Raw genomic sequence first — 12,049 nt, 5'->3', positions numbered from 1 at the left:
TTCGTATACAATAATTGTATTCGTTCTGAATTTTCTCATTCAAAGCCATCAAACAATGGCTTGTTTTATTAGAATTTTCAGGGTTTTACATACTGTTCAATCTTCTGTTTTCAAAGTGCGTTTGCTGTCGATCTGTGTCAGCAGCAACTTTTATATCTTATCACAGTGATTTGTTTTTGTCAACCACTTTTTTCATTTTCTTCAAAACTTTCTCAGCGGTTCAGCTGGAAGATTTCTGGAAAAGTTTGCCGCCGTTTTCAGCGGCGAGGTATATCATATCAAAGCAGCCGACAAAAGTCAACATGTTTTTTGTTTTTTTTCATTTTTTTAAATTTTTGCGTTTTTTTATTCATATTCAACTATGCTGTTCCCATAAATAAAAGCGGTCCCGGGAGGACCCGAAACCGCAGATTTTTACTATCAATCAGGATAACTGAAGCAGCTCCCTGCAATACCAAATGATTACAAATCAAAATATCTCTGGAACTCCGCCGGATGTGGAATCTGAGACAGCTCCCGGCTCTCCGCTCTTTTCTTCTTAAGCCATATCTCAATCAGGCGCTCCGGGAACACTCCTCCCGCTGTCAGATATTCATGATCGGCCTCCAGAGCATGAAGTGCCTCCTCCAATGTCTTTGGCAGCGACTGGATCTTTGCTTTTTCTTCCTCCGGAAGATCATAGAGATTACAGTCAAATGGCCCCCAGCCATGTTTTTCCGGATCGATCTGATTCTGAATGCCATCGAGTCCCGCCATCAGGATCGCCGCATACGCATAGTAAGGATTCGCTGTTGCATCCGGATTTCTCAGTTCAAACCGTTTGGCCTTCGGAGTCTTGGCATAAGCCGGAATCCTGATCACGGCGCTTCGGTTGGATGTGGCATATCCGATGGTCACCGGTGCTTCGTATCCCGGCACAAGACGCTTAAAGGAGTTTGTGGACGGATTGGTAAATGCACATAAGGATGGGACGTGTTTTAACAGTCCTCCTATAAAATAGTGTGCAGTCTTACTGAGACCGGAATATCCATCCTCATCGTAAAAAACCGGCTCCCCGTCTTTCATCAGCAGCATATGGACATGCATTCCATTGCCGGCCTCTTTGTAAATGGGTTTCGGCATAAAGGTAGCAGTCCTTCCATCCTGAACCGCGGCGTTATGGATCACGTATTTGATAATCATGGTCTTGTCCGCCATGTCCACCATATCGCCCAGCTCCACCTCGATCTCCATCTGTCCTGAGCCGCCTACCTCATGGTGATGGTATTTCACATCCACTCCCCACTCCTGAAGCATCATGCACATTCTGCTTCTTAAAGTATAGGCTGTATCCTGAGGTGCCGCGATATGGTATCCGCCGCCTCCGGGTACTAAAAAGCCTTTGTTATCAGCAGACTCCCTGCCGCTGTTCCAGGCCGCCTGCCTGGTATCCACGGTAAAAGCCATACGCTGCGGCTCCACCATATAGCTGACATTGTCAAATAAATGGAACTCGAATTCCGGCCCGATCAGCATCTGATCCGCAATTCCCTGTTCCTTCATATATTGAATGGCCCGCAGGCTTACATTCCTGGGATACTGGTCAAATGGCTTGTTTTCCTTTCCTATCACACATACGTCTCCGCACATGGTCAGCGTCGGAATCTCTGTAAACGGATCCACCACAGCAGTTTCGGGGTCCGGTATAAATACCATATCACTCTTTTCCACCGGGGCGTATCCATAGTTCGAACCATCAAAACCAATCCCCTGCGTAAAAATCTCTTCATCAAACCGTTCAACCGGAATGGTAATGTGTCTCCAACGGCCGTTTAAATCCGTCATCTTGAAATCAATCATCCTGATTCCCTTTTCTTCGCAGATGCGCAGAACCTCTGTACTCTTTGACATAGTTTCCCCTCCAAATCAGATTGTCAGCAAAATTTGCCTGTTATGTTGATTCTACCATATTACGGAGAAATTATCGCCCCTTTAAACGGCTTTTCCTGCAATATTTTTCGCTTGCGGCGGTTCTGTCAGAATCCGGTATATTCGTCCATCTGCTTATCCCATCTATACATCTCTTTCAAACGCCTGATCTCCTCCGCATGTCCCGTCAAATCCGTAGGCGTCTCCAATATAAACGGCAACTCATGGAGCAGGGGATGGTTGATGATCCTATGGATTGTCTCTTCCCCTATATACCCGCTGCCAATGAGCGTATGCCGGTCCTTATGGCTTTCTCTGACATTCATGCTGTCATTGATATGAAATGCTTTCAGGTATTGCAAACCGATCAGATGATCGAAATGCTCAAGCACCTCATCCAGATGATTCACAATGTCATACCCGGAATCCCACATATGGCAGGCATCCATACAAAAACCTATCTTGTCTTTCAATTCCACCCTATCCAATATACTTTTCAGTTCCTCAAAGCATCTGCCGACCTCACTTCCCTTTCCGGCCATCGTTTCCAGCAATACCATTGTCCGCATTTCCGGGAACATGGTCTCATTGAGTCCTTCTGCGATCTGTTCCACTGCACGGTCTACGGGCTGATCCAGCCGGCTGCCCGGATGGAGATTATATAGATTCCCCGGCATGAATTCCATGCGCTTCAAATCTTCGCCCATCATTTGCGCAGACAGCTCTCTTAAATGCTGATTTGCGGAGCAGAGATTTAACGTATAAGGCGCGTGGGCGATGAAAGGCGTGAAATTGTGGTTTCTTAATATCGTTTGAAACGCCTCTATTTCCTCAGGCTTAATCTCTTTTGCCCTGGCTCCCCGCGGGTTGCGTATAAAAAGCTGGAATGTGTTCGCACCGATTTTTACGGCATCCCTTGCCAGCGCAGCATACCCTTTCGCAACAGACAGATGCGTTCCTATTTTTAATGTTGAATTAGTTTCCGGTCTTTCTCCGGTTATCCGATTTTTATTCATATATGTAGTATCCGTGCTTTGCCGTGAAACTATGTATGAAGCGCGAAACCGAAAAAGGATCGGGCAGTGATTCACCCGATCCAGACTTTTATTTTGTTTTCTAATCATCGATTAAATGCTTGAATTTCTCCATCGGCAAATCAAGCGCGTAAATCCAATGAAACAGCACATTGGCAGCCAATACGGAGCCCTTGTCCGAGAATTACGTTAGTTATTTACCACATTCTGCGGTTTTCCGGCTAAAAATGCCTTCACATTGTCCACGGCTATATCCATCAGTCTCTGCCTGCTTTCCTTTGATGCCCAGGAAATATGCGGAGTAATGATACAATTGGGGGCGTTTAACAGCGGATTATCGCCTCGGATCGGCTCGGTGGATACTACATCCAGGCCCGCGGCGTATACCTTTCCGCTTGTAAGGGCATCTGCTAAATCCTTCTCCACAATCAGTGGTCCTCGGGAATTGTTCAAAATAATGACGCCGTCTTTCATTTTAGCAATACTATCCCTGTTAATGATGCCTTCTGTCTCCGGAAACAGCGGACAATGGAGCGCAATCACATCGGAGCCAGAGAGAAGTTCATCCAAATCGACATAATGGCACGCCGCGCTTTCCAGCTCCGCATTTTTGTACGCGTCACAGGCCAGCACATTCATGCCGAGTGCCTGGGCGATTCTGCCTGTGCTCTGGCCAATTCTTCCATATCCGATAATTCCCATGGTCTTACCGGCTAACTCCATCAGCGGATAATCCCAGAAACACCAGTCCTGATTCTGTTCCCATCTTCCATCGTGTACCGCCTGATCATGATGGCCGATATGATGACAGATCTCCAGGAGCAGGGCAATGGCAAACTGGCCTACTGCATCCGTGCCATAGGAGGGGATATTGCATAGAGGAATGCCCTTTTCTTTTGCCGCTTTGTAATCCACTACATTATATCCGGTCGCCAGCATACCGATGTATTTTATATTGGTACAGGAGTCCATGGTTTCCCTGGTAATCGGCGTTTTATTCGTTATGACAATCTCCGCGTCTCCGATCCGTTGAATGATCTCTCCGGTATTCTCAAACGGAGTTCTGTCGTATACGGTCAGTTCTCCCAGCTTCTCAAGTTCTCCCCAGCTCAAATCACCTGGGTTTTCGGTATATCCATCTAAAATAACTATCTTCATTCTGTTCCCCTCGTCATTCTTCTTACAATAATTCCATCGCTTTGGATACTATATTATCGACTGATATTCCATTTTTGTCCAACAGCTTTTCGTATGGCGCAGATTCTCCGAAATGGTCCTGGATTCCGATGCGAATCACCTTTCCGGTTCCGGCCTCGGCCGCCACCTCACAGACCGCGCTTCCAAGCCCATTGATCACATTGTGGTCTTCTACAGTAATCACTCTTCCGGTTTTCTTCAGAGCATCGAGTACCGCTTCCGTGTCCAGCGGCTTAATCGTATGCATATCCAGAAGCCTCACGGAGATTCCCTTCTCTTCCAGGAGGTCTGCGGCCTCATATGCGCGGCTCATGACATCGCCGTTGGCAATGATCGTGATGTCACTGCCATCTTTTAAAACCTTTGCTTTCCCAATCTCAAATGCTTCCGTCTCATCATAGACAAATGGGACGGCGTCCCTCGTGAACCGCAGATATACGGGCCCCTGATAATATGCCGCGGCGCGAACCAGTTTTCTGGTGGAATAATAATCACATCCATTCACAATCGTCATGTTGGGAATGGTTCTTAAAATCCCCATATCTTCTATTCCCTGGTGACTTGCGCCGTCATTGGCCGGTGTGAGACCTCCATGGGAGCAGGCTATCTTCACGTTCAATTTTGGATAACAGATCTCCTGACGGATCTGTTCACTCATGCGCATGCTGCCAAATACCGCATACGTTGTGACAAACGGAATTTTTCCGCAGGCCGCCAGACCGGCCGCCACACCGCAGGCATTCTGCTCTGCAATCCCCACATTCACATGCTGTCTCGGAAACTGCTTCGAAAATTCAACCGTTTTGCAGGATTTTCCGATATCACAATCCACGATATAGAAATCAGGATTTTCTTTCCCCAATTCCAGAATCTCATCACCATACGCTTCTCTTGTGGGACGTCCTACGTTTTTTACGAACATTAAAATCCCTCCTCTATATCAGCAATTGCCCGTGCATACTCTTCATCATTCGGCGCCATTCCATGCCATGACGGAATATTTTCCATAAAGGACACGCCTTTTCCCTTTACTGTCTTTGCCACGATGCAGTGCGGCTTACGGCTGCCGCTGGCTCTGACAGCATCCAGCGTATCTAGGATTTCATCCATATTATGGCCATCCATCTTATACGTATTGCAGCCAAATGCCTTAAACTTTTCAGCCAGATCCCTGGTCGGCATGACTGCGTCGCAGGGTCCGTCATTCTGCAGTCCATTGTTGTCTACAATAATAATCAGGTTATCCAGTTCGTATTTGGATGCGGTTTCTGCCGCCTCCCATACCTGGCCTTCCTGGGCCTCACCGTCTCCCACCAGCACAAACACACGGTAGCTTAAGCCATCTCTCTTTGCTCTCAAAGCCATGCCTGCGGCTGTGGATATTCCCTGTCCCAGCGACCCTGTTGAAATATCGATTCCGGGGCAGCGCTTCATATCCGGATGCCCCTGCAGAATGGATCCCTCCCTGCGAAGCGTTCCTAAAATCTCTTTGTCAAAATATCCTCTGAGCGCCAGGCAGGTATACAAAACCGGGCAAACATGGCCTTTGGATAATACGAACCGGTCCCTGCCATCCCATTTCGGCTCCTCCGGACGGATATTTAGTTCATGAAAATACAGCGCTGTCATAATGTCTGCCGCTGACAGCGAACCGCCCGGATGTCCGGAGCCTGCTGTATGTATCATTGTCAGCACTTCTTTTCTCACTGTTTTCGCCTGTTGTTTCAGGCTGTCTACCATCGCTTGATCTCCCATGGCACGATCCTTTCTATTCGTTCATCATACTGTAAATTTTCTCAAATCCGGAGGGGCCGATTTTATAGACAGGCACATTTACCGGATCATGCGGAAGCAGGCTCATCGATATCTGTGCAAATGCAATGACATCGACTTTTTCAGCTAATTGATACAGAGCCTCGCACACCATACGGTCATGCTTTTCCCTGTCTCCGCTGCAGAGCACATCAAAGGCTCCGTCTACCACTTCATTTACCAGTTCAATTTCTTTTCCGGCTTCTGCAGCCTTTTCCATAATCACACGTCCGATGGCCGCAGGGCTGGTAGGAAGCGTAGCCAGGATTCCGATTCTCGTTCCGTTCGCTACTGCCATCTCCGCCACGGGTTCTTCTATATTCATCACCGGGATGTTTAAGAATTTCCTGATATACTTTGTCGCTTCATTGACAGACGTGCAGGTCGTCAGGATTCCATCCGCTCCCGACGCCTGGGCCGCCTGGGCATAGCTTAACATCCGGCTGCACACATTGGCTGTGACTCCGCCGCCCGCCAGCGTTTCCTTTAACAGACTGTCATCCATGATGTTATAGATCGTAAGACCCTCTGTCTGTGCCGCAAACGGTTCGCCGAAGGGCTTAAAGATGATGTCCATAAAGTTGTTGACCGTGTTGATGGTATACAATGTTTTTTTCATTTTTCTTTCCTCTGTTCCTGTTTGAATTATGATAAATGGTTATTGTTTCATTCCTGAAAAAGCAATACTTTGAACAATGTATTTCTGGCAAAAGATATAGATAACCGACAGCGGAATGATGCTGATCACCGATAAGGCCAGCGCAGTTCCCGCATGGGTGGCTCCCGCAGATCCCGAGTTATAAATCTGGAGCCCAATTTGAACCGTATAATTGCTCTGCTTCGTCATGACAATCATCGGCCAGAGCAGATCATTCCACACATTAATGGAATCCAGCACCACAATCGTAGCGATAATTGGCGTAAGAAGCGGCAGATAAACCTGGCTGTATATCCTCATCAAATTCGCACCGTCCACGCGGCCGGCTTCATATAAGTCGTCCGGCAGGCTGTCACAATACGTCTTAACAAAGAATATGTACATGGCATTCGTCATCACGCTCGGCAGAATAACGCCAAGAAAGGTATTATTTAAGCCGATGCCCCTGATAATGGAATAGATCGGAAGCAGCTTGGATTCAAACGGAACCATCATATTGGAAAGGATGATAAGCAGCGCAATCCCTTTCCCCGGAAAGCGGCCCTTCGATATCGCAAAACCGGCCACGGTGGACGTCAGCACATTGAAAACAACGCTTAATACCACGAGAATGATTGTATTTTTCAAATAGCTGAGCACCGGTACATTGGTGAGAGCCATGTTATAGTTAAATGTGCTGAATACTTTCGGAAGCATTCTTGGAGGAAATCTCAGTGAGTACGATTTCACATAATCAAAGCTGGTGGAGATAAACCAGAAGAACGGAACTACGATAATGAGTGCCAGCAGCGACAGAATCACATAGCTTACTATAATTGACGGTTTTACCTTCTTTTTATGACTGTTCATGCTTTCGTCCCCCTTCTTTTCGGATTGTCTGCACTGACTTCTTTTTCCTTTGTCAGGTGGCTGTTTACCAGTGTGGCCGCCAGAATAATCAGGAACAGCACCACAGATGCCGCGCCTGCCAGCCCCTCATCCTTATAGTTCAGCGTTGAGAAAGAATTCTTATAAATATACAGCAATAATGTCTCCAGTCTGCCTGCCGGATTGCCGGTCTCCATGCTCACCGCATAAACCTCGGTAAAACGCTTTAAGGCGGCAATTGTCGATGTAATCAATACGAAGGTAAACGTACTCTTGGAAGCCGGTATCGTAATATAGAGCCACTTCTTAAAGCTGTTCGCGCCGTCAATCTCCGCCGCCTCATACATATCAGCGGGAATTCCCTGAAGGCCTGCAAAGAAAAGAATGACATTATATCCAATTCCCTTCCACACAGCGATAAAGACAACAGACTCTCTCGCCGTCCCCGTTCCGTTCAGCCACAGGCTCGGTTCGAAACCCAATATTCCAATGATATAATTAAAAACACCCTCTTCGTTCGGCAGCATCAGATATTTAAACAGCGTCACAACGGTTACCATAGACATTACCATCGGCAAAAGAAAGATCACGCGGTAGATTCCTTTGCCCCTGCCGATATTATTTAACAGGCTGGCGATGATGAATGCGAGCGGAATATTAAATGCAACACCCAAAACAGCCATATAGAGTGTATTGATAACGGTCTGCTTAAACTCACTGCTGGCAAACATAATACGATAATTGGTAAAGCCGATAAATTTACCATTCATATTCTGCAGGCTGGTAACCATCGTCTGAATCAGCGGATAGAAATTAAATACCAGTGTTCCTACCATTGGAATCAGTAATAACAGATACCAGCTGATATATCTTTTGATCTTTACATTCTTCATAAGCTATCCCCCGACTGCCTCTTTATATTTTCAACCCATGTCTTCACTTCATTATAATAGGCGTCCACCGCCTGATCCGCGGTATACTGCTTGGACAAAAGCTGGTTGTCAATGGTCTGCATCGCAGTCCTCCAATACCAGTAATCGTCTGTCGTAAACATATTTTTCTGCTGGTAATCAAGTCTCTTCTGGTTGATTTCATAATCCATCATGGTCATTCCGGAAGAATCCTTTAAGCAGGTGATCTTATCTCTGGCGTAGTTGGTCAGATAGAAATCAATAATCTCCTTATTCGTTACCATATCTTTGATTACTTCCCATGCAGCATCCGGATTCTTTGCATTTTTTGCGATTGCCAGCCGGAAGAATTCCGGGAAGCTGGCGCCGTAGGTGCCCTCTGGAATCATAACCGCCTTATATCTGTCTGTCGTAGAGCTGTCCCCTGCGTAAACATACTGCATGTACGCCTTTGTCTGGTTATTGCAGTCAAAATTGATCGCCGTATCATTATCCTCTGTCAGCCAGTTATCCGCACCGTCTCCCGTTGCAACCGCCTCATTGCAGCAGTCCACCAGTCTGATGAAGTCAGTAAACCAGGCCTTTGCTTCCGGCGATGTCTTAATACTCTCCACATATTCATCCATATCCAGCTCGCTGATATTCATCGTATCACTGGTAAATGGCTTTGCCACATCGTAGCTTAACGCATACCACTCTGCCCACTCATGAAATATAAATGCTCCATAGTTTTTCTTTCCGGTAACCGGGTTTGTTCCAGTCATTTTCTCTGCCAGATCAACCAGCTGGGAAAAGGTCATCTCTTCATTGGGTTCTTCCACTCCCCACTCTTTAAACAGCTGGCTGTCATATGTAATCATGTTGCACGCAATCGTAAGCGGAAGTCCGTATATATTACCGCTCTCTTCCGGATGGTTAAAGGATTTATATCTGGTGTAATAGACGGCGGGGTCAATAAACAGATCCGAAAGATTGTTTAAATTAATCTCCTCATCCTTTTCAAGATACGGTGTCAGATCCATATACCAGCTGGGTACTGCTTCCTGATTTGTAAAAATGCCCATATCCGCTTCCCCCGCGGTCAGCATGGCTTCCATACTCTGGATCCAGCCATCCCAGGCAATCGTCAGAATCTCGATGTTATAATCAGGTATCTTTGCATTCAGAAAATCCTGAAATTCCCCCAGACTTTTCGTCTCCAGACCGGATACCGGATCGACAGTCGAATTCTCGCTTAACCCCGGAATGATCATTCTGACCGTCTCCTTGCCGCTCTTATCCGCAGTCACTGTTGTCTCTGCCGATTTTCCCCCCTGTCCTGCATTGTCCCCCGAACCGGAGCAGGCCGTCAGTGTCAGGGCCATAGCCGCTGCTGTCAATAATGCTGCCATTCTCTTTGCTCTTTTAAACATATTCTTCTCCTCCTATATATGAAATTCTATTATTTTTGAAAGGTATTTTTGTAGAACGTCCTACGTTTAATGATATAAAACAAACGTTTCGCTTGTTTTATCCCGGATTTAAACCCGTTCTCTCCAGGTAGCCAGTGATTCCGCAACCACCTCATGAACCGTGTTGTAATCTTTATTGACAATACAGTCCAGAATTCTCTGGTGGTATAACGGTGCCTTTGAATCGACGGTTTCCTTTCTGACATTCTCCACGATGGATTTTTCAAAAATACTGTAAACGCTTTTTAAAATCCGAATAAAGAAAATGTTCTTGCAGCTGTCAATCAAAAGCATATGAAACTCTAAGTCACACGTCTGCATCTGTTCTACATCCTGGTTCTTACAGGCATCCTTCATCTTATCAATACTGTGCTGCAGCTTCTCTACTTCTTCCGGCGTGATCTTCGACATCGCCAGCTGTACGGTCGATTCGTCCAGAATCTGCCGGAGTTCCAGAAGCTCGTCGCTGCTGCTCACGTCATAAATCATGCTGTAAACAAGACGGTCAAACAATGTGGGATTTACCTGGGAACAGATATAAGTTCCGTCACCCCTCTTAATTTCAACAATCCCCATTGTCGCCAGAATCTTCATCGCTTCCCGCAGAGAATTTCTGCTTACCTGCAGCTCCTCCATCAGTTCGAATTCACTGGGAAGCTTGGAACCCGATTTGTAGTCTCCTCTTATAATGGATTCCGTGAGGGTATTGATAATCTGATCCACGATAGTCTTCTGTCCGATTGTCTCTAATCTTTTTCTGTCATTCCCTGCCATGCCCTTCTACGACCTTTCACCATCATTTGTTACTAATATATCATAAATTACTCTGCAATGGTTCTTTTTTCTATTATTTTTCCGTCGCGGAGATGGACCACTGCCTTCCACTCTTCACCGCTCTCAATTCCCGTTACCGGTCCCTGCCACCAGTTCTCTATAAAGTTGATGACAAACGGATCGTCATATGCCTGCTCATACAGAATACCGTCTCGATAGAATTCCACATAATCGATCTGCTCCGGATATAAACTGGCCAGACGGATAAAACGCTTTCCTTCGTACGCCATGTCCTTTTCTAATCCCTGAAGATAAAACTGGTCTTCAAATGGAAGATCACTCTGCTTTCCAGTCAGATACTCCTGCATCCGCAGGGCAAAGTATGCGTCCTCTCCCTTTGTGATTCCCCATACTGTCGGCGGTTCCTGCTTCGTCATGTTATTGTAATATCCCCACGACACACCGTTCTGGAAAGTGACCTTCATCTGGCTCAGCGCCTGCGAATCTTCGTTCACCACTATCGGCCTCGCCGGCTGAATCGCCTTTGCTTTCTTAATCAGATTGTACAGCAGATTCCTTGACTGTGCATTTCCATGGATCAGAATTACGTCGGATGCTTTGGCTATCCGCTCTGAAAAGTATCCGCCTGTGCCGGAACAGCCGACTGGAAGTCCGCCGGATTCTTTTTTCGCAATCTCCATCAGCCTCAGAATCCCATTCTCCTGACTCAAAACCTTATGGCATTCAAAAGCGCTGATATTGTGCTCATTGGCAGCCTCGATGATAACATTCTTATCGTCCCGATCTTTCAGCCACCGGCATATATTTGTCACCGCCTGCTCCACCGCGTCATCATCGGTAAGATACATACTCTGTACTCCATAAAACAGGCTTACAATCACAACCATTCCCTGCCGGTCAGCCGCGTCGATGAGTCTTGCCAGCCTGCTTAAATACGCCTGATCCAGATTTTTCCCATCGCTTCCATACGGATTATTATCAATCGAATCCAGCGGAATCGTGAAGCAGGGACCGCCGCCCTGCAGCCCAACGGTGAATGCCCTCAAACCTGCCTGATACCATTCAGGAAGACTCTCGATCAGTTCGTCTGTGTTCTGATCCGGATCAAAGTTTTTTCCGAAACGGCTGTATCGTTCCCTCCCGGTCTTATCATCGTAAATCCCCTGAATGAATCTGGCATTCATGAGCAGCCCGCGATAAGGACAGCCATCGATCTCACTGTACGTCAGTTCCCCATTAATATAAAACTTATCGCCTTTTATGGTCATTTTTGTATGATTCATATAAGCCTCCTCTGTTATATGTAGAACGTCCTATGTTTGTATTATATTTGTGTATTGCATATTTGTCAATATCTTTCTTGATTTATCTCATTTATTGGTTATTATATACATTTTGGGGATTGAATTTTTATTT

At 46.3% G+C, this 12,049-nt stretch carries 11 protein-coding genes; all 11 read right to left on the bottom strand.

Annotated features, from left to right (window positions below; all coding sequences use genetic code 11):
- Positions 1-462 precede the first annotated feature (462 nt).
- The gene (glnA, locus tag H8S80_RS05610; protein ID WP_117630487.1) at positions 463-1,890 is read right to left on the bottom strand and encodes a type I glutamate--ammonia ligase; all 1,428 of its coding nucleotides are present in this window, start codon (positions 1,888-1,890) and stop codon (positions 463-465) included.
- A 125-nt stretch (positions 1,891-2,015) separates the two neighbouring features.
- Positions 2,016-2,924: a deoxyribonuclease IV gene (locus tag H8S80_RS05605; protein ID WP_117630486.1), complete on the bottom strand. Its 909-nt coding sequence runs from the start codon at positions 2,922-2,924 to the stop codon at positions 2,016-2,018.
- Between the two features lie 207 nt (positions 2,925-3,131).
- Positions 3,132-4,100 (bottom strand): D-2-hydroxyacid dehydrogenase, encoded by a 969-nt coding sequence (locus H8S80_RS05600; RefSeq protein ID WP_117630485.1) that lies wholly within the window; start codon positions 4,098-4,100, stop codon positions 3,132-3,134.
- Between the two features lie 22 nt (positions 4,101-4,122).
- Entirely contained in the window at positions 4,123-5,061 is a 939-nt protein-coding gene (locus tag H8S80_RS05595; RefSeq protein ID WP_117630484.1) for a transketolase family protein, read from the bottom strand.
- Complete coding sequence (locus H8S80_RS05590) at positions 5,061-5,894, bottom strand: transketolase (protein WP_243010322.1); 834 nt, start codon at positions 5,892-5,894, stop codon at positions 5,061-5,063. Before H8S80_RS05590 ends, H8S80_RS05595 begins: the two co-directional genes overlap by 1 nt.
- Before the next feature lie 13 nt (positions 5,895-5,907).
- On the bottom strand, positions 5,908-6,570 hold the full coding sequence (locus tag H8S80_RS05585; RefSeq protein WP_117630482.1) for an aspartate/glutamate racemase family protein: 663 nt from the start codon (positions 6,568-6,570) through the stop codon (positions 5,908-5,910).
- Positions 6,571-6,609: 39 nt separating this feature from the next.
- Positions 6,610-7,458 (bottom strand): carbohydrate ABC transporter permease, encoded by an 849-nt coding sequence (locus H8S80_RS05580; protein WP_002599821.1) that lies wholly within the window; start codon positions 7,456-7,458, stop codon positions 6,610-6,612.
- Entirely contained in the window at positions 7,455-8,369 is a 915-nt protein-coding gene (locus H8S80_RS05575; protein ID WP_117630481.1) for a carbohydrate ABC transporter permease, read from the bottom strand. The genes H8S80_RS05580 and H8S80_RS05575 overlap by 4 nt, the downstream gene beginning before the upstream one ends.
- Positions 8,366-9,799, bottom strand: coding sequence for an ABC transporter substrate-binding protein (locus H8S80_RS05570; RefSeq protein ID WP_002599823.1), 1,434 nt, complete (start codon positions 9,797-9,799; stop codon positions 8,366-8,368). The genes H8S80_RS05575 and H8S80_RS05570 overlap by 4 nt, the downstream gene beginning before the upstream one ends.
- A gap of 108 nt (positions 9,800-9,907) precedes the next feature.
- The gene (locus H8S80_RS05565; protein WP_002599824.1) at positions 9,908-10,612 is read right to left on the bottom strand and encodes a FadR/GntR family transcriptional regulator; all 705 of its coding nucleotides are present in this window, start codon (positions 10,610-10,612) and stop codon (positions 9,908-9,910) included.
- Positions 10,613-10,659: 47 nt separating this feature from the next.
- On the bottom strand, positions 10,660-11,916 hold the full coding sequence (locus H8S80_RS05560) for a cellulase family glycosylhydrolase (RefSeq protein ID WP_117630480.1): 1,257 nt from the start codon (positions 11,914-11,916) through the stop codon (positions 10,660-10,662).
- Positions 11,917-12,049 lie beyond the last annotated feature (133 nt).

This window comes from Hungatella sp. L36, assembly GCF_014288035.1.
This window is presented reverse-complemented; position numbering and strand designations above follow the sequence as displayed.

Bases quoted from the DNA above. Each gene is read 5' to 3' on its own strand.
- glnA (WP_117630487.1), bottom strand. From the start codon at position 1,890: ATGTCAAAGAGTACAGAGGTTCTGCGCATCTGCGAAGAAAAGGGAATC.
- H8S80_RS05605 (WP_117630486.1), bottom strand. From the start codon at position 2,924: ATGAATAAAAATCGGATAACCGGAGAAAGACCGGAAACTAATTCAACA.
- H8S80_RS05600 (WP_117630485.1), bottom strand. From the start codon at position 4,100: ATGAAGATAGTTATTTTAGATGGATATACCGAAAACCCAGGTGATTTG.
- H8S80_RS05595 (WP_117630484.1), bottom strand. From the start codon at position 5,061: ATGTTCGTAAAAAACGTAGGACGTCCCACAAGAGAAGCGTATGGTGAT.
- H8S80_RS05590 (WP_243010322.1), bottom strand. From the start codon at position 5,894: ATGGGAGATCAAGCGATGGTAGACAGCCTGAAACAACAGGCGAAAACA.
- H8S80_RS05585 (WP_117630482.1), bottom strand. From the start codon at position 6,570: ATGAAAAAAACATTGTATACCATCAACACGGTCAACAACTTTATGGAC.
- H8S80_RS05580 (WP_002599821.1), bottom strand. From the start codon at position 7,458: ATGAACAGTCATAAAAAGAAGGTAAAACCGTCAATTATAGTAAGCTAT.
- H8S80_RS05575 (WP_117630481.1), bottom strand. From the start codon at position 8,369: ATGAAGAATGTAAAGATCAAAAGATATATCAGCTGGTATCTGTTATTA.
- H8S80_RS05570 (WP_002599823.1), bottom strand. From the start codon at position 9,799: ATGTTTAAAAGAGCAAAGAGAATGGCAGCATTATTGACAGCAGCGGCT.
- H8S80_RS05565 (WP_002599824.1), bottom strand. From the start codon at position 10,612: ATGGCAGGGAATGACAGAAAAAGATTAGAGACAATCGGACAGAAGACT.
- H8S80_RS05560 (WP_117630480.1), bottom strand. From the start codon at position 11,916: ATGAATCATACAAAAATGACCATAAAAGGCGATAAGTTTTATATTAAT.